The organism is Paraburkholderia nemoris (assembly GCF_905221015.1).
Taxonomy (GTDB): Bacteria; Pseudomonadota; Gammaproteobacteria; order Burkholderiales; family Burkholderiaceae; genus Paraburkholderia; species Paraburkholderia nemoris.
Map to the genome: position 1 here is coordinate 15,466 of NZ_CAJNBO010000020.1, position 22,993 is coordinate 38,458.

Annotated in this window: 20 protein-coding genes and 2 pseudogenes; 7 read left to right on the plus strand and 15 right to left on the minus strand. The window is 61.6% G+C overall.

All coding sequences use genetic code 11. The annotated features are described in order from the left end of the window. Position 1: 1 nt before the first annotated feature. A complete protein-coding gene (locus KHO33_RS27615) occupies positions 2 to 1,603 on the minus strand; it encodes an ABC transporter ATP-binding protein (RefSeq protein ID WP_200566085.1) in 1,602 nt (533 codons plus the stop codon). 251 nt (positions 1,604 to 1,854) lie between these two features. On the opposite strand from KHO33_RS27615, the gene KHO33_RS27620 reads away from it, so the two are divergent. After that, a complete protein-coding gene (locus tag KHO33_RS27620; RefSeq protein WP_012433318.1) occupies positions 1,855 to 2,787 on the plus strand; it encodes a LysR substrate-binding domain-containing protein in 933 nt (310 codons plus the stop codon). Between the two features lie 76 nt (positions 2,788 to 2,863). Here the strand turns inward: KHO33_RS27620 and KHO33_RS27625 are convergent, their stop codons facing one another. Then, positions 2,864 to 4,252 (minus strand): 8-oxoguanine deaminase, encoded by a 1,389-nt coding sequence (locus tag KHO33_RS27625; RefSeq protein WP_200566086.1) that lies wholly within the window; start codon positions 4,250 to 4,252, stop codon positions 2,864 to 2,866. A gap of 516 nt (positions 4,253 to 4,768) precedes the next feature. On the opposite strand from KHO33_RS27625, the gene uraH reads away from it, so the two are divergent. From uraH to KHO33_RS27640, 3 genes are all read left to right on the plus strand, one after another. Next, a complete protein-coding gene (gene uraH / locus KHO33_RS27630) occupies positions 4,769 to 5,122 on the plus strand; it encodes a hydroxyisourate hydrolase (protein WP_074283346.1) in 354 nt (117 codons plus the stop codon). Between the two features lie 306 nt (positions 5,123 to 5,428). Beyond that, on the plus strand, positions 5,429 to 6,622 hold the full coding sequence (locus KHO33_RS27635) for a urate hydroxylase PuuD (RefSeq protein ID WP_054035322.1): 1,194 nt from the start codon (positions 5,429 to 5,431) through the stop codon (positions 6,620 to 6,622). Positions 6,623 to 6,889: 267 nt separating this feature from the next. Further along, entirely contained in the window at positions 6,890 to 7,156 is a 267-nt protein-coding gene (locus KHO33_RS27640; RefSeq protein WP_054035321.1) for a helix-turn-helix domain-containing protein, read from the plus strand. A 130-nt stretch (positions 7,157 to 7,286) separates the two neighbouring features. Here KHO33_RS27640 and KHO33_RS27645 read toward each other — a convergent pair whose 3' ends face one another. The 12 genes from KHO33_RS27645 to KHO33_RS27700 form a co-directional block, all read right to left on the minus strand. Then, entirely contained in the window at positions 7,287 to 7,799 is a 513-nt protein-coding gene (locus KHO33_RS27645) for an ureidoglycolate lyase (RefSeq protein ID WP_154566196.1), read from the minus strand. After that, a complete protein-coding gene (alc, locus tag KHO33_RS27650; RefSeq protein ID WP_054035319.1) occupies positions 7,796 to 8,809 on the minus strand; it encodes an allantoicase in 1,014 nt (337 codons plus the stop codon). Before alc ends, KHO33_RS27645 begins: the two co-directional genes overlap by 4 nt. A 73-nt stretch (positions 8,810 to 8,882) precedes the next feature. Then, entirely contained in the window at positions 8,883 to 9,404 is a 522-nt protein-coding gene (uraD, locus tag KHO33_RS27655; protein ID WP_054035318.1) for a 2-oxo-4-hydroxy-4-carboxy-5-ureidoimidazoline decarboxylase, read from the minus strand. Further along, the gene (gene puuE / locus KHO33_RS27660) at positions 9,401 to 10,351 is read right to left on the minus strand and encodes an allantoinase PuuE (protein ID WP_093639823.1); all 951 of its coding nucleotides are present in this window, start codon (positions 10,349 to 10,351) and stop codon (positions 9,401 to 9,403) included. The genes uraD and puuE overlap by 4 nt, the downstream gene beginning before the upstream one ends. Positions 10,352 to 10,592: 241 nt before the next feature. Then, complete coding sequence (locus KHO33_RS27665) at positions 10,593 to 11,459, minus strand: aspartate/glutamate racemase family protein (protein ID WP_200566087.1); 867 nt, start codon at positions 11,457 to 11,459, stop codon at positions 10,593 to 10,595. 24 nt (positions 11,460 to 11,483) lie between these two features. Continuing rightward, the gene (locus tag KHO33_RS27670; RefSeq protein ID WP_200566088.1) at positions 11,484 to 12,965 is read right to left on the minus strand and encodes an NCS1 family nucleobase:cation symporter-1; all 1,482 of its coding nucleotides are present in this window, start codon (positions 12,963 to 12,965) and stop codon (positions 11,484 to 11,486) included. Between the two features lie 336 nt (positions 12,966 to 13,301). Continuing rightward, on the minus strand, positions 13,302 to 14,042 hold the full coding sequence (locus KHO33_RS27675) for a GntR family transcriptional regulator (RefSeq protein WP_200566089.1): 741 nt from the start codon (positions 14,040 to 14,042) through the stop codon (positions 13,302 to 13,304). 315 nt (positions 14,043 to 14,357) lie between these two features. Then, positions 14,358 to 15,284, minus strand: a complete 927-nt coding sequence (gene ldcA / locus KHO33_RS27680) for a muramoyltetrapeptide carboxypeptidase (RefSeq protein ID WP_200566090.1) — start codon at positions 15,282 to 15,284, stop codon at positions 14,358 to 14,360. Between the two features lie 27 nt (positions 15,285 to 15,311). Further along, the gene (gene tadA / locus KHO33_RS27685; RefSeq protein ID WP_234480664.1) at positions 15,312 to 16,013 is read right to left on the minus strand and encodes a tRNA adenosine(34) deaminase TadA; all 702 of its coding nucleotides are present in this window, start codon (positions 16,011 to 16,013) and stop codon (positions 15,312 to 15,314) included. 158 nt (positions 16,014 to 16,171) lie between these two features. Next, positions 16,172 to 16,573 carry a DnaJ family domain-containing protein gene (locus tag KHO33_RS27690; protein WP_200566091.1) on the minus strand — a complete coding sequence of 134 codons (402 nt, stop codon included), beginning with the start codon at positions 16,571 to 16,573 and terminating at the stop codon, positions 16,172 to 16,174. 579 nt (positions 16,574 to 17,152) lie between these two features. Continuing rightward, positions 17,153 to 17,752 carry a 2'-5' RNA ligase family protein gene (locus KHO33_RS27695; protein WP_200566092.1) on the minus strand — a complete coding sequence of 200 codons (600 nt, stop codon included), beginning with the start codon at positions 17,750 to 17,752 and terminating at the stop codon, positions 17,153 to 17,155. A gap of 381 nt (positions 17,753 to 18,133) precedes the next feature. Further along, positions 18,134 to 19,030, minus strand: a complete 897-nt coding sequence (locus KHO33_RS27700; protein ID WP_200566093.1) for a helix-turn-helix transcriptional regulator — start codon at positions 19,028 to 19,030, stop codon at positions 18,134 to 18,136. Positions 19,031 to 19,284: 254 nt separating this feature from the next. Between KHO33_RS27700 and KHO33_RS27705 the strand changes: the two genes are divergently transcribed. From KHO33_RS27705 to KHO33_RS42190, 3 genes and pseudogenes are all read left to right on the plus strand, one after another. Next, the gene (locus KHO33_RS27705; RefSeq protein ID WP_200566094.1) at positions 19,285 to 20,145 is read left to right on the plus strand and encodes a helix-turn-helix transcriptional regulator; all 861 of its coding nucleotides are present in this window, start codon (positions 19,285 to 19,287) and stop codon (positions 20,143 to 20,145) included. Positions 20,146 to 20,435: 290 nt separating this feature from the next. Then, positions 20,436 to 20,537 (plus strand): annotated as a pseudogene (locus KHO33_RS43115) (IS6 family transposase); the annotation flags it as partial. Next, positions 20,535 to 20,705, plus strand: a pseudogene (locus KHO33_RS42190) (IS6 family transposase); the annotation flags it as partial. The pseudogenes KHO33_RS43115 and KHO33_RS42190, both read left to right, overlap by 3 nt. A gap of 37 nt (positions 20,706 to 20,742) precedes the next feature. On the opposite strand, the gene KHO33_RS27715 reads toward KHO33_RS42190, so the two are convergent. Beyond that, the gene (locus KHO33_RS27715) at positions 20,743 to 22,461 is read right to left on the minus strand and encodes a hypothetical protein (RefSeq protein WP_200566095.1); all 1,719 of its coding nucleotides are present in this window, start codon (positions 22,459 to 22,461) and stop codon (positions 20,743 to 20,745) included. Positions 22,462 to 22,993: the final 532 nt, after the last annotated feature.

Genomic DNA, 22,993 nt, shown 5'->3' on the forward strand with positions numbered 1-22,993 from the left:
TTCAGGCATGCGCCGGCTGTTCCGCCGACGGCGCCGCGCCCTCGCGGTCGCCGAACAGGCCCGCCATCCAGCGGCCGATTTCCTCGGCATTGGTCGCTCCCGTGGCACGCACCGGCGAGAGTCTGCCACCGGCCAGCACCGCGATGCGATCGCAGATGTCGAACAACTCCTCCAGTTCTTCGGAGATCACCAGAATCGCCACGCCGCGGGCGGACAGATCGAGCAACTGCTGACGAATGAACGCCGCCGCGCCGACGTCGACACCCCAGGTCGGCTGCGCGACCACCAGCACCTTGGGCGCCTGCAGAATCTCGCGGCCCATGATGTATTTCTGCAGATTGCCGCCGGAGAGGCTTTGCGCCAACGCTTCCGAGCCGCCGCAACGCACGTCGAAGGCTTCGATGCAACGCTTGGCAAAGGCACGCATTGCGCCCGCCTTGATCCAGCCGGAGTTCACCATCTGCTGACGATGCGCCGTAAGCAGCGCATTTTCCGACAAGGTCATCGCCGGCACTGCGCCTCGACCCAGACGCTCTTCCGGCACGAAACCAAAACCGAGCGCGCGCCGGCCGCCAGCGCCGAGGCGCCCTGCCGCCTTGCCGCAGATCGTGACCGCATCGGCACGCACGCCGCGCTTTTCACCCGAGAGCGCCGATAGCAATTCGGCCTGGCCGTTGCCCGACACACCCGCGATGCCGAAGATCTCGCCCGCATGCACGCCGAACGACACGTTATTGAGCGACGTGCCGAATGGATCGTCGCTTTCCACCGACAGTTGCTTCACGTCGAGCAGGACCGCACCCGGCGTATGTTCACGGCGCGTGTAATCCGGCAGCGAATGGCCGACCATCAACTGCGCGAGCGACGCATGCGTTTCTTCTTTCGGCTTCACGTGACCAGTCACGCGGCCGCCGCGCATCACCGTGGCGGTGTCGCACAGTTCCTGGATCTCGTCGAGCTTGTGGCTGATGTAGAGGATGCTGCAACCTTCCGCCGCGAGACGCCGCAGCGTCGCGAAGAGCTTGCGGACCGCTTGCGGTGTGAGCACCGAAGTCGGTTCGTCCATGATCAGAAGACGCGGATTCTGCAGCAGGCAGCGCACGATCTCGACGCGCTGCCGCTCGCCCACCGTCAGGCTATGCACGTGACGTTGCGGGTCGATGTCGAGGCCGTAGTCGGCGGAGACTTCGCGGATGCGTTTAGAGAGCGTCTTCAGATCGAAGGGTTCGTCGAGCGCGAGCGCGATGTTTTCGCCGACCGTGAGCGTCTCGAACAGCGAAAAATGCTGGAACACCATGCCGATGCCGAGCTTGCGCGCCGCCGCCGGGCTCGCGATCTCGACCGGCTGACCTTCCCATTGGATCTCGCCGGCGTCGGGCCGCACCGCACCGTAGATGATTTTCATCAACGTGCTTTTGCCGGCGCCGTTTTCGCCGAGCACGGCATGGATTTCACCCGGCGCGACGATCAACGTGACGTCGTCGTTGGCGCGTACGGCCGGGTACTGTTTGGTGATGCCCTGAAGCATCAACCGGGGCGCCGCCTGTTCCGGCCTGTTTGCCGGCTGCGCGGCGGCGCCGTCGCTATAAGAAGAGTCGCTCATGTGATTCCGTAGTACGTCAGAGACTGCCGGTTGCAGCGCGTCCGTCCACCCTGTCAGCGGACGATCCGTCACCACAACCGGATGACAATACCTAAATCGACCGGCTCAGTCGAGCCGTCAAAATTCCCCGCAAACCCCCGTCGCAGCGTGCTCTGCGGGTATCCCACTCTTGACGTGGCTTTGTGTTCATATTAAAAGCCATATACACCCACGCCCGCTCGATCAGCCAGAACATATATTTCGGAGAAGTCATGAGTCAGCAACGCGAGGCGATCGATACGTATCTATTACGCGTCTTGCACACCCTGTTGATGGAGCGCAGCGTCACGCGCGCGGCCGTCAAACTGAATCAATCGCAACCCGCCATCAGCGCGGCCCTGCGCCGTTTGCGCGACATCACCGGCGACCCGCTGCTGGTGCGCGGCAAATCCGGCATGGTGCCGACCGAGTACGGCCTGCGCCTGCTCGAGCCGGTGCAAAACGCGCTGCGCGAAATCGAACGCATCAAGTTCCAGCAGCACAACTTCGATCCCGCCACGTCCATTCGTTGCTACCGGATCGGCTGCCCGGACTACCTCAACGTGCTGTTCGTGCCGACGGTGGTGGAACGCTTTCGTCAGGCGGCGCCGAACGCGACGCTCGAGTTTCACTCGCTCGGGCCGGCGTTCGACTACGAACTCGCGCTCGAGGACGGCAAGCTCGACATCGTGGTCGGCAACTGGCCGGAACCGCCGGAGCAATTGCACCTGTCGAACCTGTTCGTCGATCAGATCGTCTGCCTGATGAGCAATGCGCATCCGTTCGCCAAACGCGGCGGCTTGACGCTCGACCAGTACCTGAATGCCCCGCATCTTGCGCCTACTCCTTACTCGGTGGGCCAACGCGGCGCGATCGACGTGCATCTCGCGCGCGAGCGGTTAAAGCGTCACGTGGTCGTCACGTTGCCGTACTTCAATCTGGCGCCTTACGTGCTGATCAAGTCCGATCTGATCTTCACGACGACGCGCCTGTTTGCCGACTACTACGCCAAGTTCCTGCCGTTGACCGTGGTACCCGCACCGCTCGATTTCCCGCCGATGCAGTACTACCAGCTGTGGCACGAACGTGTGCATTACTCCGATGAAGTACGCTGGCTGCGCAGCCTGGTTGCCGAGGCGACCAAGACGTTGATCGACAAGCCTTAATCTTTTCTCTGCGCTCTATCGGCATCTTTGCGGATGCCGATAGAGCTGCTTCTTCTACTTTGCCCTTACTCCGTCATCAGGCGGCCGCTTGGTACAGCGTCTTCGCCAACCGGTTGTGCTGCTCGATGACCGGTCCGAGTTCCAGCGTCGTCAGCTGACCATTCTTCACCACCACCTTGCCGCCGATCACGCTATGGCTCACCTGCGACGGCGCGCAGAACACCAGCGCCGCAACCGGATCGTGCAACGCGCCCGCAAACAGCGGCTGACGCAGATCGAAGGACACGAAATCCGCTGCCATGCCCGGCGCCAGTGCGCCGATGTCGTCGCGATTGAGCACCTTCGCGCCGCCTAGCGTTGCGATCTCCAACGCCTCACGCGCGGTCATCGCATCCGGCCCGAAGCCGACTCGCTGCAGCAACAACGCCTGACGTACTTCGGCGACCATTTGCGCGCCGTCGTTCGAGGCCGAACCGTCGACGCCCAGGCCCACCGGCACACCGGCCAGGCGCATCCGCTTGACCGGCGCAATTCCCGACGCCAACCGCATATTCGAGCACGGGCAATGTGCAACACCGGTACCCGTACGAGCAAACAGTTCGATGCCCGCATCGTCGAGTTGCACGCAGTGCGCATGCCATACATCGTGACCGACCCAGCCGAGGTCTTCCGCATACTCGGCCGGCGTCATGCCGAACTTCTCGCGGCTGTACGCGATGTCGTTGACGTTTTCCGCCAGGTGCGTGTGCATCGACACACCGTAATGCCGCGCCATCACCGCCGATTCGCGCATCAGATCGCGGCTCACCGAGAACGGCGAGCACGGCGCGACCACGACACGCAACATCGCGTAGCGTCCTTCGTCGTTGTACGTCTCGATCAGCCGCTGCGTGTCCTTCAGGATGTCCGCTTCACGCTCGACCACCGAATCCGGCGGCAAACCGCCGTCCTTCTGCCCCACGCTCATGCTGCCGCGTGCCGCATGAAAACGCATGCCGATCCGTTGCGCCGCGATGATGCTGTCGTCGAGGCGGCTGCCGTTCGGGTAGATATACAAATGGTCGCTCGAAGTCGTGCAACCGGACAGCAACAGCTCGGCCATCGCCGTCAAGGTCGAGACTTCGATCATCTCCGGTGTGAGGTTCGCCCACACCTTGTAGAGGTTGGTCAGCCAGCCGAATAGCTCGGCGTTCTGCGCGGCCGGAATCGCGCGCGTCAGGCTCTGATACATATGGTGATGCGTGTTCACCAGACCCGGGATCACCAGGTGGCCGCGCATGTCCAGCACTTCGTCGGCCGTTTGCGGCAATTCCGCCGTCGGTCCGACTGCGACGATGCGGTTGTCCTCGATATACATGCCGCCGTCGCGCAGTTCGCGCCGGGCGCCGTCCATCGTGACCAGCACGTCCGCGTGCTTCACCAACATCGTTTTCTTCGGCTTGATAGCCGCCTGCTCCATCGTCATTCGTTTCTCCGCTTCATTGCTTCCGTGCAAAGCCGTTCGAACGCGATGTGACGGCACGCCAACCGTGCCGCCGCGTCCCGTCGAACGCCGTTGGCCCGGTTACCCAGCGTGTTTCCGCCGTCTTCGGGGTGTGCCGCGCTTCGCTTGTGTTTGCTGCGGCGCACAGGTGTAACCTTCAACGGTCAAAATAATGCTGACAACTCGCACCAGTGCGATACCCAACCTCACGCTGCCGATATAGTGGGCCTTTTTTGGCGCCGGTACGATCGAATTGCACGGTAATAGTCGAATGAATCGACTCAATGTGGCTTTCAACAGGCTGTCTGTCATGCGCCAGGTATTATCTTTCCTATCTCGCGCGCGCTGACGTGAACATCCTTTTTACAATGGCTGCCACGGCGCTCGCTTCAATTCGCCGACGGGTATGTAGCCACTGACGTGGAGCCTCGATCCGCCGCAACGTATTCTGGATCGGGCCGCCGCCGAAACCTCGCATTCACATAAGGAAAATTGCGAATGGGAAAGCTCACTACCCACGTGCTCGACACCGCGAACGGCCGTCCCGGCGCGGGCATCAAGGTCGAACTCTTCGCGCTCTCCGGCGACACCCGCCGCGCGCTCAAAACCACCACCACCAATGACGACGGCCGCTGCGACCAGCCGCTGCTCGAAGGCGACGCATTGGTCCCGGGCGAATACGAACTCGTATTCGGCGCCGGCGACTACTTTGCATCGATCGGCACGAAAGTGCCGGAGCCGCGTTTTGTCGATCGCGTCGTGTTGCGCTTCGGCGTGGCCGATGCCGGTGCGCACTATCACGTGCCGCTGCTGGTGTCGCCGTGGTCGTACAGCACCTATCGGGGCAGCTAAGCTGAACGGAGCGTATCGATAGGCGTTGGAGGAAGACGAGGTTGAAGTCGCGCTGTATTTGCGAGCGCGCCCGATTGCACTGTGCGGATCTTTGGAGACACCCGCGAAGCGCAATCGAACGCGAGCGACTCGACCCGAAGTTCCAATAAAAAACGGCGCTGTGCGAACTGAGCGCACCGCGTCTCTCACCCCGCAGTCTGCGCAGCGACACCGTGCATGCCGACGACCCGTCAGCCGGGTCACCGAAGGCGTAATCAAGGCACAAGCGTCGTTGCGCGTACAACGAATCAGAAGTGGAGGAGTTTCATGGAAGGCTTTATCACTGACTGGCTGAACCTGGCATTGCGCTGGTTCCACGTCATCGTCGCCATCGCGTGGATCGGCGAATCGTTCTATTTCGTCGCGCTCGACAACAGCCTGAAACCGCCGACGGACCCGAACCAGCGCAAGCGCGGCGTGTTCGGCGAGCTGTGGCACGTGCACGGCGGCGGCTTCTACAACATGCAGAAGTACACCGTCGCGCCGCCGGAAATGCCGGACGACCTGCACTGGTCCAAGTGGCCGTCGTACACCACGTGGCTGTCGGGCGCGAGCCTCTTCACGGTGCTGTATCTGCTCTCGCCGTCCACGTACCTGATCGACAAGAACGTGCTCGACATGGGCCCGGTCGTCGCGGTTGCTTCGGCACTCGGCTTCCTCGCTGCAGGCTGGATCGTGTACGACTCGCTGTGCCGTCTGCTCGGCAACAAAGACAAGGTGCTCGGCATCTGCGTCGGCATTTATGTGGTGATCGCGGCGTACCTGGCGTGCCATATCTTCGCGGGCCGTGCGGCTTACCTGATCATGGGCGCGATGCTGGCAACGATCATGTCGGCGAACGTGTTCTTCGTGATCATCCCGGGTCAGCGCAAGATGGTTGCCGCAATGCTCAAGGGCGAGACCCCGAACCCGATCTACGGCAAGCGCGGCAAGCAACGTTCGGTGCATAACACGTATTTCACGCTGCCGGTGGTGTTCGCGATGCTGTCGAACCACTACGCGATGACGTACACGAATAAGTTCAACTGGATCGTGTTGCTGATGATCATGCTGGCCGGCGCGCTGATTCGCCAGTTCTTCGTGATGCGTCACCGTGGCCAGGTGCTGTGGTATCTGCCGCTGGTTGGTATCGTGCTGATGTTCGCCGCCCTCTTCTCGACGATGCCGAAGCCGGTCGTGCCGCAAGCACAAGCTGCGAACGCGCCGAGCATCAAGGTGGCCGATATCGCGCCGGTGCTGCAACAACGCTGCGTGGCATGCCACTCCGCTCATCCGACGATGATGGGCAGCGCCCCGGCTGGCGTGTTGCTGGATACGCCGGACGAGATCTCGCAGAACGCACAGCGGATCTACCAGCAGGCAGTGACCTTGAAGGCGATGCCGTTGGGCAACGTCACGCACATGACTGACGACGAGCGGATGAAGATCGCCGCGTGGTTCGAAGGCGGTGCGGTGAAGTAAGGCACTGGCCGGGTGTTGCACCCGGCTTTGCAGGACCTTGGCAGAACATGAAGCGGGCTTTTCGCGTGAGCGGGAAGCCCGCTTTTTTGTTGATCGTTCGATTCGGATGGGTTGTCAGAAGGACAATCCAAATTGTAGCCCAGGAGACACAAGATCTGTGAATTCTCAGGAAATGTAGCCCATAAGGCACAAAATAAAAATAACACATTGTGCCTTATGGGCTACAATATGGCTAACATTTGCCAATTTGATGCCCTGGGGCTACAAATGACCAATCTCGCCGACGTATCGGACATGCTGAAGGCCGTTCGGCGCGAAAGCCACCTGTCTCAAGAGGAATTGGCGCGCCGCGCAGGCGTCGCGCGCACCACCGTCGCGCGTATGGAAACGCTGGCCAAAAACGATATGAGCGTGTCCGTGCTCGTGCGCCTGCTCGAAGCGGCCGGCTACGACCTCAAGTTCGTCGCCCACGGTCACGGCCGGACGCTCGAAGATATTCTGGCTGAACAACGCATGCCGGACGCGGACTCATGAGGCTCGACGTACTAAGTCGCGCCCCTCAGTGCGATAGCCCGCAAATGAAAAAGCCCACAGCATGCACTGTGGGCTTTTTTATGACTAAGCTGCTCAACGTACTACGCTAAAGCAACCTGCGGCAACGACCTCAAACGGTCACCGCGCTCAACGCATCTTCGGTAAGCCAGAGCGACTCGGCCAGATCCTGCTCGTTCAGGTTCAGTCCATCTCCGCCACGATCGACGACGATAAAGTCGCTCACGTCGCCCAACGCGATCAGCGGATGGTGCCAGACGCCCTTCGCGTAGTTCACACCTTGCCAGCCGCTCGTCACGAACGCACGAATCTGCTTCGGGTCCAGCTCGCCCGCCGGCGCCACGACCACCAGATACGGCTTGTCGTTCAGCGGCACGAAGGCCTGGCTACCCAGCGGATGACGTTCGAGCATCTTCACTTCGAACGGCAACGTGCGCGGTTGACCGCGAAACAGGTTCACCAGCGTGCGGCCGTTCTCGTCGGTCACGTCCACTTTCGCAAGGTCGTGATAGCGGATCGTGGTGCCGAGATTGATCGGAATCTGCTTCGCGCCTTCGAGTTCGACCACGTCGCCGAATGCGGCGAACGCTTCCTTCGTCAACGGTTCGATCGCCAGCGTTTTCATGATGCGAGCGTGCCCCACAGACGCAGACGCGACACGCCGCCGTCCGGAATGATGTTGAAGCGCACGTGCGTGACCGGACCCAGCGCAGCGATTTCGCTTTCGAAATAGTGCTGGTTGTCCATCTTCAGCTTCTGTTCGCCCAGCAGCACCGGCCAGAACATGGCTTGCGTGATCAGCGAGCTGTCCGTACCGCCCGTTACATACGCGGCCTGGATCGAGCAACGGTCCGGATAGTTACCCTTGAAGTGGGCCGTATCGACTTCGATCTTCCTGATCACGCCCGGTTGCGCCAGCGCGACGATCGCCCAGTCGTTGCCCGGTTCACGGCGGCGACGCGTTTCCCAGCCGTCGCCCATGTTCACGCCACGGCCCGGCATCAGAATCGTCGATGCAGCGCCGAAGTGCTGGTTGTTCGCCGCGACCAGATACGCGCCGTTTTCCATTGCGGCCAGATCGAACTGCTCCGTGCGGCTGGCGCCTGCCCAGTCGACTTGCGGCTGGCCGTACACACGCAGACGCGCAATCCCGCCGTCCGGGTAGATGTTCACGCGCAGGTGCGTGTAGGCGTTCGTGTCGCTGACTTCGTGATAGTGGTGGCTGTTGCCTTGCAACGTGGTCGACGGGACGATTTCGGTCCATTGCGTGGACTGGTTCGGCACGCCGTCCACGACGCGCGCAGCCTCAACCGAAGCCGCCGGCGGGAAATTGCCCGTGAAGTGGCTGGTGTCGAGGTCAAGACCCTTGATCACGCCCGGACGCGCGAGCTTCACGACGCACCAGTCGTAACCGTTGGCGCGCTTGCGGCGTGTTTCCCAGCCGTCCATCCACTTGCCGTTGTCGTCGTACTTGCCCGGAATGAAGACGGCCGGCTCCGGATTCAGCATGCGTTCCTTCGGTGCGAAGAAATCGTCGCTGGCCTCGAGCGCCTGCGCGCCCAGACGCGGGTCCGCCAGGTTCACATAGCGGCGCGTGAATTCCGGTGCGTTGGGGTCGAGAATCGGGAGTGCCATCTTTGTCTTCCTTAATGTTTGTTGGTACTGAAAAAACGTTTCGGTTCGAGGTCCGCGACGCGTAGTTGAAACCTTACGCGTCGATCAGGTCGTCGAGCCGGAAACGTGCGATGCGGTAGATCTGATCTAGGCTCGCGCGCAATTCGTCGGCGCGGCTGTTGTTCACGCGCGCCTCGAAGTTCGCGATGATGCCGTGGCGGTCATAACCGCGCACCGCGAGGATGAACGGAAAGCCGAACTTCTCGCGGTAGGCGCTGTTCAATGCCAGCAGCCTGTCGAATTCTTCCTGCGTGCACTGGGCAAGGCCCGCGCCGCTCTGCTCACGCGTGGATTCGGCCGTCAGTTCGCCGCGCACCGCAGCCTTGCCGGCGAGCTCTGGGTGGGCATTGATCAACGCCAGTTGCTTCTCTTCACCGGCCGTCTCGACGATGTTCGACATCTTGCTATGCAGTTCGTCGATGCTGGCAAACGGCCGTTGCAGCGCGGCAATTTCCGCGACCCACGGCGAGTGCTCGAAAATGCCCGACAGCGCTGCGACGAACGCGTCGGTCGAGGTGCTGTTGAGTTGATCCAGAGTGTATTGCATCGCCTTCATGCCGCTGCCCCGCGGTTGTTTTGTTGGTAAGGGTGATGTTCGCGCCAGTGACGCGCGATATCGACGCGCCGCGTCACCCACACGCGATCGTGCTGTTCGATATGGTCGAGGAAACGTTGCAGCGCGCGGAAGCGCCCCGGACGGCCGAGCAGACGGCAGTGCATGCCGATCGACAGCATCTTCGGTGCTTCATCGCCTTCTTCGTACAGCACGTCGAATGCGTCGCGCAGGTACGTGAAGAAGTGGTCCGCGGTGTTGAAGCCTTGCGGACTTGCAAAGCGCATATCGTTGGTGTCGAGCGTGTATGGCACGATCAGTTGCGGGGTCTTGGCGCCGCCCGTCACGTCGACGTCCATCCAGAACGGCAGATCGTCGCCGTAGTAATCCGAGTCGTACAGGAAGCCGCCGTATTCGGCGACGAGCCGACGCGTGTTGGGACTGTCGCGGCCGGTGTACCAGCCAAGCGGCCGCTCGCCGGTGATGCGCTCGATCGCTTCCATGCCGAGGCGCATGTGCTCCGCCTCTTTTTCCGGCGACACGTCCTGATAGTGGATCCAGCGATAGCCGTGACAGGCGATCTCATGACCGAGCTCGACGAAAGCGCGGCCCAGGTCAGGATGCCGTTCGATCGCCATGCCGACGCCGAACACCGTGAGCGGCAGGCCGCGCTTTTCGAATTCGCGCAGGATGCGCCACACGCCTGCCCGCGAGCCGTATTCGTAGATCGACTCCATGCTCATGTGACGGGACGGATACGACGCCGCGCCGACGATTTCCGACAGAAACTGCTCCGAGCCCGGATCGCCGTGCAGCACGCAGTTTTCACCGCCCTCTTCGTAGTTCAGGACGAATTGCACCGCGACACGCGCGCGACCCGGCCAGTTCGCCTGCACCGGGTGGCGGCCGTAGCCGATCAGATCACGTGGATAGTTCGAGTCGAGTGGCATGGTTTGACGAAAGCGTGGAGACGGACCGTAAAATTCGCGCGGCACTCACGTGACATGCACGTGGGTTTGCGTGCGTTTTCCTGCTGTTGTTGCTTCGCAAGCAGACCGGCGCGGGCGGAAACAGCCCTGAAAAAGCGGCACCAGAAGCAGCAGCAAAATAGCGTTCAGGTACCAGCGCCGAGTGGGACCAGTGTAGCGAAAACACCCGGGTGCGCCCATACACCCGGGCAGATAGTGCGTGTCAGACTGGATGTATGTGCGAAGCCAGCCCCACCGGGCGTTCCGTGGTGTTTACCCGCAGTAAACCACTCGAATTTGCACTTTCCGTGCCGCTCGCGGCTGAGCCGCGCGGTGGCTGCGGATTTGGGTCCGCATCGGTCGGACTGAAGGCTTCCAGTGCGCCGTCGTAACGCTTGGCCAGCGGCCGCGCATAGTCGCCCCGCTTGGCTGTCGACAGCCGCAGCGCGACCAGCGCCTCGGTCCATTTGACCGCCGCCGTCACGCCCTCGATCACCGGCGCGCCCAGCGCATCTTCGATCTCCGCGCACAATTCGGCCATGCCGGCGCATCCGAGCACGATCGCGTCCGAACCGTCCTCTTCCAGCGCGCGCCGGCATTCGTCGAGGATGATGCGACGCGCCGCCGAGCCGGGCTTGTCGAGATCGAGCACGGCGACGTCGGTCGCGCGGACGTTGCGGCAGAAGCGCTTCATGCCGTAGCGCTCGGCGAGATGCCACGCCATGCCGCAGGTACGCGCCAGCGTGGTCACCACCGAGAACCCGGGCGCCAGCACGCTTGCGGCGTGCATCGCCGCTTCAGCGATGCCGATCACCGGACCGCGCGCCAACTCGCGTGCCGCGTATAAGCCGGGGTCGCCGAAGCAGGCGATCACGTAGCCGTCGCAGCCCTCACGTTCGCCGGCGATGACCTCGGCCAGCAAACCGGGTGTCGCCAGAGCTTCGTCGTAATAGCCTTCGATCGATGGCGGCCCCATTGTCGGATTGACCGCGATCACCTCGGTGCCGGGTGCGGCGACATCGCGCGCGCAGCGGCCCATCGCCTCGGTCATGCGTTGCGTCGTATTCGGATTGATCAGTTTGATGCGCATAGCGACTCCTGTTGCGGCACCGGCTCAGCGAGCCAGCACGCGGTAGAACACAGCACCCAATCCAGCCCCGATGAACCACGAGAAATTGGCCAGCCCGTCGAGCGTCGGCACCATCACGCAGATCACGGCGATGACCGCAGCCGGCAACAAGGCAGCCACCGCGCGGTAGTTGACACCGTTTTTGTACCAGTACGAGCCGCTCGGTGAAACCGAGTAAAGATCATCGAGCACGATCTTTTGACGCTTCACGAGGAAATAATCAACGATCAGGACACCATACAACGGTCCAATGAAACTTCCCAGTACGTCGAGCGTATAGTGAATTACAGCGGGATTGTTAAACAGGTTCCACGGCGTAATGAAAATCGACGCCACCGCCGCGAGCATGCCGCCCGCGCGCCAGCTGATCAGACGCGGCGCGACATTCGAGAAGTCGAAGGCCGGCGACACGAAGTTAGCGACGATGTTGATGCCGATCGTTGCAATCGTGAAGGTCAGCGCACCGAGAATCACCGCGGTCGGATAGTCGATACGCCCCACCGTTTCGACCGGGTCCGTGATCAGTTGACCAAACACCGGTAACGTTGCCGCGGTCGTGACCACCGTCACCAGCGAGAAGGCGAGGAAGTTGACCGGCAAGCCCCAGAAGTTGCCGCGCCGCACGCTGCGAAAACTCTTGGCGTAGCGCGAAAAGTCGCCGAAATTCAGCATCGGTCCGGAGAAGTACGAGACCACCAGCGAGGTTGCCGTGATCATCACCGGCACCACTTCCATGCCGTGATATTTGACACCACCCAGGTTGATGCCGATGTTTCGCCATCCTGCGCGATACACCATGTAGCCCGCGAGAATGAACATCACCACATAGACCGCCGGGCCGGCGAAGTCGATGAACTTCTTGATGGTCTCCATGCCGTGCCAGAACACCAGCGCCTGCAGGACCCACAGCAACATGAAACCGGCCCAGCCCAAGGTGGAGAGGCCCATGAAACCATGGTGATGCATGTCCGCGTATGGCAACAGTTGCGGGACGAACTTCAGCACCACGATCACCAGCGCACTCGAAGCCAGATAAGTTTGGATTCCGTACCATGCCACCGCGATCAAGCCGCGAATCACGGCCGGAATATTCGCGCCGAGCACGCCGAACGTCGCTCGGCAGGCCACCGGATAAGGCACGCCGTTCGCCTGACTCGGTTTGGCAATCAGGTTGCAGAGCAGGTTGACAATCGTAATGCCGACCAGCAGCGCGATCAGCACCTGCCAGCTCGTCAGCCCAAGCGCGAACAGACTGCCCGCGAATACATAGCCGCCTACGCTGTGCACGTCCGACATCCAGAACGCGAAGATGTTGTACGCACCCCAGGTCTGATGACGCAGCGGCGCCAGATCTTCGTTGTACAGCCTTTCGCTGTAGCCTGCTGGCATCGACGGATCGCTGGGCGCGCCGCCGTCTGCGTAACTGGGAATTGCGGGATTGCCGGGCGCTGCACTGAACTGGGCCATGATTCCTCCTTGGGATAGGGACCATCGATAGCGAATCGAAGGACGTTGCATCGGCCATGCCAGCGACCCTCTTCTCCCCGATTGGAAAACGGGAGCTTCGAGCCGACTGATTAACCGTGCCGCGGATGTCTCCGTACTTGATGTACTTGTGGTTATCGCACCGCCTGTCGCCGCGAATTCCCGGCGATGCGCTACTACTCCAAGGCTGTCATCCCGTGACGGCCACGCGTGCGCAAGCCGGCAGCGCTCACGCAGAGCCGCCTTGCAACGCCTGATTCGGTTCAGTTCAATTCAGTGCGGCGCGCACCAGCAACGGGCGCACACCGGCCGCTTGCCTCAGCCTGGCGCGGACTTGGGTCTAGCTGCTTCCTTCGATGCGCCGCCAAGGGCGCCAAACACTTCATGCAGATCCGCCGCGCCACGTGCGGGGCGCTCCAGCATCTTCAACTCGACGCTTTGCAAATGGCGCGACATCAATGCCGCCGCCTCTTTGGCATCGCCGGCGTCGAGCGCGGCGAGAATCGCTTCATGATCTTCGAACGAGCAAGGGCTGCGTCCGAGCGACTCGTACAGTGCCGAAATCAGCGTGGAGCGCGCCACCAGTCCGTTCAGGCAGTCGCACAACACCGCGTTGCCGGTGAGCCCGGCCAACTCGGTATGGAACTCGCCCGACATGCGAATCCACGCCGGAAAATCACGTGTTTCGAACGCTTTGCGTTCACGGCCGATCATGCTGCCGATGCTCTTCAAACGACGCAGGCCATGACCGCCGCAAATCTTTTCAACCACGGCCAGTTCGATGATCCGGCGCATTTCGAACACTTCATGCACTTCCTGCAACGACGGGCTGGCAACAAACGCGCCGCGATTCGGTTCGAGGTCGACGAGGTGGTCGGTGGCCAGTTGCGCGAGCGCTTGCCGGATCGGGCCGCGCTTCACGCCGAATACTTCGCATAACTGTGCTTCTGTCAGCTTGGCGCCAGGCGCGAGCCGATGCTCCAGGATCGCGGCGCGGATGCGCTCGGCGATCGTTTCGGCTTTCGGACCATTCGCGGCGGCGGAATCTGTGTCGGACATGATGTGCGTCTCGGTATGGTTGTCATCATAGGATGGACATAAAGATTGTCAACAATTTTTGTCTTTAATTTCGACAATCGTGATGCCCGGGCCGTGCTGTGGCTTGGCGGACAGCCAGCGCAGGCCTTACTCAGCTTCACTACCAGTTTAATTAATGTATGGGATGGTCGTCTATTGGAGACGGTTTTTGTCAACAAAGTGAGAGACCGCCATGGGGCCGTTCTGTTAGGAGTTGCCCTTAATAATTGACCGTTAGTTGCGTATGTGGCTCAAAAAGAAAGCGGGCAAATGCCCGCTTCCCTACCCCACATCGTTTCAGGCAAGGGTCGGATAGCCCGATAACGACAGTTTGAACCCGTGCGCGTTGGCGACGAGGTGCGCGTCCGCGCCGACCGGCAGCGTCAGCAAGTTGGGAATATGGCCGAATTGCAGACCGGTAATGACCGGAATCCCGATCACCGAGCGCACCTGCTCGATCATTGCGTGCAGATCGTAGCCGTTGTCGTACTCGTATGGTTTGCCACCAGAGAAATCGCCGAGCACAAGCGCCTGCTGCTGCGCGAGGATGCCGGAGAGGTGCAATTGATAAAGCATCCGCTCGAGCCGGAACGGCTGCTCGTTGACGTCTTCGAGGAACAGAATGCCGCCCTGTACCGGCGGCATGTATGGCGTGCCGATCAGTGATGTCACCACCGCCAGATTGCCGCCCCACAACATGCCGGCTACATCGGCGGTCTGCGCTTGCGGCACATTGCTCGTCACCGTCATGGTCGGCCGGGTCAGCGCGGACCAGAAGTGCTGCATGGTGAACTCGCTCAGATCTTCCGCGCCGAAGTCGCTCATCAGCATCGGGCCGCCGAAAGTTTTCACGCCGGCGCGTGCCAACAACGCAAGCTGCACCGCGGTGAAATCGCTATGCCCCACCAGCGCGACCGGTTGATCGGTCAACCGCCGTTGCAGCCCTTCGTAGTCGAGTCCGTGCAAAATGCGCGCTGCGCCGTAGCCGCCACGCACGGCCAGCACGATGTCGGGCAACTCACGCGAGGGGTCCGCCAGCCGGTTCAGATCGGCGGCACGCTCGCCGTCGGTGCCGGCGAAGCGCTGGTAACGGCGCTTCGTCGCCTCCACACCTTCGACGCGATGCCCCTGCGCATGCAAGCGATGCAACGCGCGATGCAACACCTCGGCATCATGCGGATACCCGGACGGCGCGATCAACTCAATGGTGCGATGGACGGTCATTGGCAAGACCTGTTGGACGTTGTTGTTTTAGAGCGGCTCAGCCGGCCCCGGTTCGTTGCGTGCATCGGCGTGTGCGTCGAGGCGTGAGTCGGGATGGGCTTCAGCGTGTGCTTCGCTGCGTGCTGTGGTGTGCGTTTCGGTGTGCGTTTCGACGGGCACGCCGGCGTGTGCTTCGCTACTGGCAACGACATGCGCTTCGCTCCGTGCTGCCGCGCGTGCTTCCCGGCTTGCGCGCCGCCGCTCGGCAAAGAACGATTTGAGCGCGGCGCCGCATTCGGTTTCGAGCACGCCGCCGGTCACCGTGGTGTGGTGGTTCAACTGCGGATTCGCAAATGCATCGACAACGCTGCCGCACGCGCCGGTTTTCGGATCGCGCGCCCCGAACACGACGCGTGCGATACGCGCGTGCATGATCGCGCCGGCGCACATCAGGCAAGGCTCCAGCGTCACATAGAGCTCGCAGCCCGGCAGACGATAGTTTTCGACAGCTTGCGCGGCTGCGCGCAAGGCGATCATTTCAGCATGCGCCGACGGGTCGTGCGCACCGATCGGATGATTGAATCCTTTGGCGATGACTTCGTCGCCCCGCACGAGCACCGCGCCGACCGGCACTTCGCCCGCTGCGCGAGCCTCTTCGGCTGCGGCTTGGGCGAGCGCCATGAAGCGACGATCACGCTCCGACACAAGCGGTGCGGGTGATTCGTCAGGTGTGGGGGTATCGATCAGCATCGTGGCGGCCGCGGTTGGCGTTGGATCACACGCCGCGGGCGCTAGAGCGTCGGGATCAACGAACCCGGCGTGGCCAGCAGGCAGTGTTGCCGCCTCAGCCGATTCGCCGGACTCGACAGACCCCGGATCTCGCGAGGCGGAGCGGGCAAGCGGCTCGCTCACTGCGAACCCGCATCGGCCATGTAAAGGTTGCCGACGCGCTCCGACAGCCGCTCGGCAATGCGGCGACAGTACTCGCGCGGCAGGACCAGCGGGCCGCCGCGCAGCGATTCAAGCGCCATATCGAGCGCCAGCATGCGCGCCTGGAGACGGCAGCGGGTGCTCCGGTCGCTCACGGCATTGAGCTCCGCCTGCAGGTCGCGCAAGGCGCGTAGCTGCTCGACAGCCGGCGGCACGAAGCCCGCATGCTTCAAAATCCGGTTGGCGACGCGCACTTCCTCCGGGACCAGTGCATCGTCCTCGAGAGGCAGCGGCGCGCCCGCGCCCGGCAAATCATCGAACTCACCGCGCGCGGCGGCGGCGGCAATACGCTGTTCGACTAACGCATCAAGCAATTTCATCTGCAGTCCACTACGTTGCGGCCCAAGCATTCTATCAGGGAGCGCGCGACGGTTCTGGCTGTCTGACCGACGAATCCCCCTGGTTTTCAGATTCTGCGTATTTGAGGGGCGCATGGTGTGGACTAGGGTGGAGGGTTGCCGGCGCCGCCGCTTCGCGCCCGCAAAAACCTAAGAATATCTTTCGGCTTGCACCGCGAAAACGGCCACTCGGCCCTGCCATTGCCCCTTTCATGGAGTCCACTTACGTTATGCAATCCGGAATCACCGACCACCGCTTCGACACGGCACTTCAAGCTTGCGCCGCGCGCTGCGATCCGCGCCTGAGCGCATTGACAGCGCGGCTTCGAAAATGCGCTTTCAAACGATATCTACGCGCGACAATGACGGCCATTGCCATGTCGGTTGCGCTATCAGGCTGCGGCGTGTTCTGCGGAGGTGCGGGTGGAAGCGGCGGCGGCTTTGCCGGCGGTTGCGCAACCGGCATGCGGTTCTAGTCCACAGCAACGCCTTCGCGATTCATCGTGAACGAACCGCCCCTGCACCGCATCGCATCACGAAGGCCAACGCGGACCCGTGCCTTCACCCGGCCGTCAATGCCCAACGCGCCAGCACGACATGCCGGGTACGGCCGAGCAGGCTGTGCACCAGCGCAAATTCACGCACGTTCCAACTGACGGCTTCGACAGGACGTGTTGCAATCCAGGGCATGCCGTAAGCGAGGGTCACGTGCGGGGTGTACGGCGTATTCGGCGAGACTGCGCGATCCTCAAATCCAGCGTTCTGCAATGCCAGTCCAAGTGCATCGTGAAGCGCGTGGAGTCCAACGACGCCCTCGCCTCCACCCAACACCAGCGGCCCCGGTCGCGGCTTCAGCGCAAAACTGACCGCGCTGTCGAACTCGACGCTAAAAGGCTCCATGCTGATCGATGCAGCCGCGCTCATGGCTGCATCCACCCGCGCGGGCGGCAAGCCGCCCGCGAAATTCCCGAGGTGTAGCAACGTGACGTGCAAACGGTTGGCCGCGAGAGGTTTGCTCTTCGAGCGCGTCTCTGAGCAGAGCTGTTGCGCCAGCTTCGAAATCCCCGTTGCCGTGCGCGTATCTGGAAAGACGGCAAAGAACAGGCCGTCTGTTGGCACAGGTGGCGCCTCGAGTCCGGGCAGCCAGAGTTGCTCAGGCATGGCGCGCCTGAATGGGTGACGCAGACATTTCGAAGAATCTCCTCGCATCGATGCGGGCTTGCCCACGCATCTGAAAATTTTCACGACCCAACGAGGCGAGGTTCAGCACAGCCCATGTCCTCGCGCCCGTTCACGCCCAATGAATTTCCGCTCACTGGCCGTCCACGCACGATACTGTACATTCATACAGTATCGATGACAACGTGGAATCGCTCAACGAGCCGGAAGTACCGGCCGGTGCAACAAGATCACCGCGGTTGTTGAGCATCCCGGCACACATAAAAAAGGGCGCCGCAGCGCCCTCTTCCATGCCTTCAAATCATTTCCCACCGCTTGCTCAACAGGACAATCGACGCCAGCAAAGCGCGCCCCGGCAAACCCTCAAATCAACTCCATCTTCGAGGTCAGATAGGTCAGTTCGATCCGGTTCGCCACGCCGAAGCGCTTGCGAAGTTTGCGCAGGTGGTAGTCGACGTTGTGTGCGCTCGTGTCGAGTCTTCTGCCGATTTCCTTATCGGACGCGCCTTCCGCGATGCCGGTCAGCAGCTTCTGCTCGAACACGGTGAGTCCGTGCGCCGAGTGTTCGCGCGCTGCCGAGATCAACTTCGGCGAGCCGAACTTGTGCACCGACAAGCCGATCGACAACGCCTGCTCCACGGTGACCCGCGTGATCCATTCGCGACTGCGACGCGGCGCGGTGAAGCTCATGAATGCATGCAGCCGCGTGCCCGGCATCGCCATCGAATACATGATGCCGCTGCACATGCCGTCGTCGCGCATGGTGTGCAGGAAGTCGTCGAGTGCCTCGGGCGGCGCCGACACATCGTGACCTCCAGGCCGGCGCAGGTTGCGCAGATCCCACACGATTGCCATGTTGCAGCGGCGTGCGTCGAAGGTGCGTGGATCGACATCGACATGATGGCGATCCACATACTCGCCGCGATAGGTCGAGGGCGTAAACGCCTCATGCAAAAAGAGCCGCTGCACGCCTTCACGGGAAAATTCGAGCGCGAAATAAGCGAACGTCGAGAAGCCCGTCAGATGCAGCAAACTCGCGACAATGCGCGTGCGCTCCGCCTCGCTCTGCGCACTGGCCAGCATGTCAGCCACGCCGAGGCGCGGCGCATCTTTCTGCTCGACCGCCGCCGGTTTAGAGTCGTTGTACCAGACCACCGGAATCGCACGCGCGCGCTGCATCGCGTCGCGCGACGCGCCAGGAGCGCTCGCCGCCGGCGGGATGTCTACAGGGTTATCTTCGCTTAGCGCAATGTCAGACATCGGTTCCTCAACGCAGCGGCGCAGATTTCGCTCAGCACGAACTACGGCGCGAAAAACGGTGACGAGATAAACATAAGAAAAACGTTGCGGCGCGCAGGGTTTTCAAATAGCCACTGACCGTTCACGAAACATATCGTAATATCATTGCAGAACGATAGCGCAAGCAAAGCGCGCGTGGAAGAAGCAATAAAAAAGACCAGTGACGTGCCGGGGTTTGATTCGTAGTCCACTAGAACAAGAGGAAACCCACCCCAATGACACCGTCAGACGGCTCTCCCGCGGTCGAATGGTTTTCGCAGGCCGATGTGCTTGCGTACATGAAGCCGCGTCACAATGCTGCCATCACGCAAGCCACTACGAAAAATCGCACGCCTGATCACTTCGTTTTTACCGACTCCACTAAAGCGGCCGGAAAATTCGACCCATCACTCACCGACTTCAGCGAATACCGCACGCAGTTGCGGCAGGCCGGCTTCAGTACATTGAGCTACGGGGCCTTCGAAATGATCGGCAGCCGCATGTTGTACGCTCATCTGCTGCGCGACCTCGCGCCGGTGTCGTTCGCGCAACCGTACTTCAAGGGCATGTGGTACGAAGTCGATCCGCGCTTCGCCGAAGTGCAGCAAAGCGGTTTCCCTGTCGCGTGGCGGCTCGAACAGATCGACGAGGACGCGCAACGCAGCGGCGACCGGCGCAAGCTCGCACTCGTCGCGGCACTGCGGGCGCATGCGATGAATAGCGGCGTGATCTTCAGCCTGTCGGCTCCGCAACTCGGTCTGAACGTCAGCGTCGGGCTCACCTCCGAACTGCACGACTCCGACTGGATCAACGATCGCGTGATCGGCACGGCGCTCGCTGTCAGCCTCGCCGTGCATCGCTTCGCACAGCCGTTTCTGGAGGAGCGCATAAGGTCCACGCATGTCATCGCGCTCGAACCCGAGCAGGAAGCGGTACTCCTGCGGCTCGTGCAAGGCTTGTCCGACCAGGAGATCGCCGACGCGTTGCAGACCTCGCTGCACAAGGTCAGTTATCACATCCAGATGCTCGAACGCATCTTCAATGTGCAGAACCGCGCGCAACTCGCCTATCTGGCCGCGCGGCGCGTCACGGTGTAAGAGACCCATGGCAGCGGCAACGCTGCGCCGTTTGGGCGTTTCGTAGTCGGGCGCGCCGCCAGCCGTCAAAGTGTCCCGGACGCTACGAGGCGCCCTCGGTTCTCTCCTGACTGTCCCCGCTAAACTCGATCGCAACCGGATACCTGAGGGCGTCTGCCTGCGCGTGCTCCGCGCAAGCCGACCCGCTGCGTACCGGGTGATGCAATGCAATGCATCCACGCTACGTCGGCGCAACGCGTGACGTGGTCCGGCATTGTCAGGTTGTCGGTCCGGTCACGTAAGATGGCGAGATGAAGAAATCTAAATCGTTCTAACATGGCCACCGTTTTCCAACCGCGGTCGTCAGTTGCGCCGTGCGCTGGTATTTTCGCTTTCAGTTGAGCTTGGGCGACCCGAAACGCACACAGCAATTTCTCTCGTGCTTCCGGCCGATTCGGCAACATTTCGCACTCAAGCGCCATCTGCTACGCGCTTCGCTCTATCGCAAACATCTCGCTGCCCGATTCGTCGCCTGGCGCGAATTAGTCGAACTCATCCAAAATCCGGCGGCCGCTTTCTGATAGTCGTCACACCAGCCGTCGGGCCGTTCCATTCCGCTCACGTTGACAATGCCGCCGCATCCGCCGGTCCCTGCTGAGGCGCCTTGGCGCCCCTGGTAATGAATTGCGCGACGCCCTTGGGCCAGCGGCCGGCAAACGCATGCGCCAAATGCTTTTCCTCGTCCGCGCCATTGATCTGGCCTGGATTGGCCAGCACCATTTGCCTCAGGCCGTCCATCTTGTTGGGACGCCCTCGCTTGAGATCGGCAACGGTATATCCCGCCTTCAACAGGTTTTCCATGACGGGCGAAAGCCCCACAAACGCCGGCTCCGCCACCGCGCGGGGAACACCGATCATTTCCGTTCCCAATATCCCCGCATTGACGAGCCAACTCGCCGAAAACGCCTTGGCGGAAGAACTGTTGCTTTGCCGAGCCACGAGTTCTTGAACCGCAATGGCGCGAGCGTATTCGGTTTTCTCGCTCTCGTTGGCAAAACCGCCTTCGGGCTGCGGGATCCTGCCCTCATCCATCAAGGCCAACGCAGCAGACTGGACCTGCTTCACGGCCTCACGGAAATCGAACGGAATCGACAATGCCGAGCCCACCGATAACGCACCGCCAAGCGCCGCTCTCAACCCGGGATTCATGTCGGGCGTGGAAAGCACGAGTCCAAGCGGGAAGGCAAGCGCAGCCCCGGTACCCGCGCCTTTCATGCCGGCCCTGACCGCGCGTCTGGCGAAAATACCGCCATCGCCATTGAAAATGCCCTCACGCTTTACCACTTTCATCGCGACGTCACGCAAACTCTCTTGGCCAGTCAATGCCTTGAGCGAAGGCGTCAAATTGTTCGCGGCCAAATCTCCGCGCGCCGTTTCCAACTCGCCGATGAAGTTGTCGACAGCGTCCGCGATCACGAGCACAAAGGTGCGGGCAGCGCTCGCCGCGATGTAGGCTCCGGTGCCCGGCGGCAGGTCCTCGGGGAACACCGCTCGAATGACCAGGTCTCCGCCTGTGCCGCCCAATGTCGACAGAGACAGAACGCGCACCGTATCCATGGGGTCGGCGCGTCCCGAGTACTGCAATTCGGCAAGATCGACGCCTAACAGTTGCAGTCTCTTTGCCGCCATCTGCTTGGTCAACGCATCAAGTGTTCCTTGCCCCACTCCCGGAGCGACGATCTCATACGCTGGCAGTACCGCAATTTCGTCGACCAAGTGGCGGTTGGCTAGCATCGGCGGCCTACCCGCGATGAGCTCGCGGAAAAAAGGCCAGGCCACTGTTTCCTGAAACTCGAACGTATCGTCCTTCTTGCGCAGCGGGAATTTCCCTTTGTTACTCAGCGGGATTTCGCCTTCCGCGCCGAAGTGTTCGATGACTCTTCCCTCGAGAAACGTCTGCAACTCGTCGGTTATCGCAGGGGTCCTTGCACGCACAGCAATAGGCAAACCCACGTTCGGTATGTCGGTGAGATCAACCTTCGACATGTCGACCTGCTCCATTAACCGAATCAGTTGAGGGTCGTTGGACTGAACCTTTCCCGAGCGCTCGAGCACGCCCGTCCACACCTCGTGGTCGGGCAAAAACGGTAAACGTTCTCCCTTGCGTAAATTCGCCTTCAGATCCTCGCGCACGACAAGCGGCTGCGGCACGATACCCAGTTCTTCGCGTTGAGCCAGCAAGTGGTCGATCAGTGCGTCGATCGCCTCCTCCGACGTAAAGCCGACTGAAGCGGTCTCGACCGGCGCCGTTTCCTTTTTCGCGCGGATGATGTTCATGCGCCGCCGCGTGGCGCGCGAGGCATCCGCGGGAGGACTCGTGCTCTGGAGCGCTTGTGCGTCCATGCCGCTCAGTTCCGGCGAGCTGGCCTGCCTGGACGCCTTCGCCTTCACCGATTTTGACTTTCCGGCGCCATTGCCTGCGCCATGACCGGCCGCATCCGCTGCGCCAGCACCTCTTCTAACCCTGGACATTTCGATTACCGCCCGAAGTTTGTTGATCCATTATCGATTCCGTTTGCTGCCGCGTTCGCGCGATGAGCGCTTCGTCGACGACCATCGTTACGAGTACGACTTGCATGCTCAGACGTTCTTCCGCGGTCGCTATTACAGCTTCCCGCTTGAACGCATCTGTCGCTGCTTGCGACCGGCGTCGAGAGAATGTTCTGGTACGGCGGCGATACACGAATGCCTGAATTCGAAATCGCTCTTCAGCTGGGATCACCGGCCGCACCAATAAATGACGAAAAAATAGTGATATGGAGCCCTGAAACGGGTTCGTGAAACTCTAGCGCGGGAGAACGCGCTAGAT

What these genes read in the sequence shown, in the direction of transcription:
- uraH (WP_074283346.1), top strand. Translation starts at nt 4,769, where the DNA reads ATGGGAAAGCTCACTACCCACGTGCTCGACACCGCGAACGGCCGTCCC.
- KHO33_RS27625 (WP_200566086.1), bottom strand. Translation starts at nt 4,252, where the DNA reads ATGACGATGGAGCAGGCGGCTATCAAGCCGAAGAAAACGATGTTGGTG.
- KHO33_RS27665 (WP_200566087.1), bottom strand. Translation starts at nt 11,459, where the DNA reads ATGCGCATCAAACTGATCAATCCGAATACGACGCAACGCATGACCGAG.
- KHO33_RS27715 (WP_200566095.1), bottom strand. Translation starts at nt 22,461, where the DNA reads ATGAACATCATCCGCGCGAAAAAGGAAACGGCGCCGGTCGAGACCGCT.
- KHO33_RS27615 (WP_200566085.1), bottom strand. Translation starts at nt 1,603, where the DNA reads ATGAGCGACTCTTCTTATAGCGACGGCGCCGCCGCGCAGCCGGCAAAC.
- KHO33_RS27700 (WP_200566093.1), bottom strand. Translation starts at nt 19,030, where the DNA reads ATGTCTGACATTGCGCTAAGCGAAGATAACCCTGTAGACATCCCGCCG.
- KHO33_RS27635 (WP_054035322.1), top strand. Translation starts at nt 5,429, where the DNA reads ATGGAAGGCTTTATCACTGACTGGCTGAACCTGGCATTGCGCTGGTTC.
- tadA (WP_234480664.1), bottom strand. Translation starts at nt 16,013, where the DNA reads ATGCTGATCGATACCCCCACACCTGACGAATCACCCGCACCGCTTGTG.
- ldcA (WP_200566090.1), bottom strand. Translation starts at nt 15,284, where the DNA reads ATGACCGTCCATCGCACCATTGAGTTGATCGCGCCGTCCGGGTATCCG.
- puuE (WP_093639823.1), bottom strand. Translation starts at nt 10,351, where the DNA reads ATGCCACTCGACTCGAACTATCCACGTGATCTGATCGGCTACGGCCGC.
- KHO33_RS27705 (WP_200566094.1), top strand. Translation starts at nt 19,285, where the DNA reads ATGACACCGTCAGACGGCTCTCCCGCGGTCGAATGGTTTTCGCAGGCC.
- alc (WP_054035319.1), bottom strand. Translation starts at nt 8,809, where the DNA reads ATGGCACTCCCGATTCTCGACCCCAACGCACCGGAATTCACGCGCCGC.
- KHO33_RS27640 (WP_054035321.1), top strand. Translation starts at nt 6,890, where the DNA reads ATGACCAATCTCGCCGACGTATCGGACATGCTGAAGGCCGTTCGGCGC.
- KHO33_RS27695 (WP_200566092.1), bottom strand. Translation starts at nt 17,752, where the DNA reads ATGCCTGAGCAACTCTGGCTGCCCGGACTCGAGGCGCCACCTGTGCCA.
- KHO33_RS27675 (WP_200566089.1), bottom strand. Translation starts at nt 14,042, where the DNA reads ATGTCCGACACAGATTCCGCCGCCGCGAATGGTCCGAAAGCCGAAACG.
- KHO33_RS27670 (WP_200566088.1), bottom strand. Translation starts at nt 12,965, where the DNA reads ATGGCCCAGTTCAGTGCAGCGCCCGGCAATCCCGCAATTCCCAGTTAC.
- uraD (WP_054035318.1), bottom strand. Translation starts at nt 9,404, where the DNA reads ATGAAGGCGATGCAATACACTCTGGATCAACTCAACAGCACCTCGACC.
- KHO33_RS27620 (WP_012433318.1), top strand. Translation starts at nt 1,855, where the DNA reads ATGAGTCAGCAACGCGAGGCGATCGATACGTATCTATTACGCGTCTTG.
- KHO33_RS27645 (WP_154566196.1), bottom strand. Translation starts at nt 7,799, where the DNA reads ATGAAAACGCTGGCGATCGAACCGTTGACGAAGGAAGCGTTCGCCGCA.
- KHO33_RS27690 (WP_200566091.1), bottom strand. Translation starts at nt 16,573, where the DNA reads ATGAAATTGCTTGATGCGTTAGTCGAACAGCGTATTGCCGCCGCCGCC.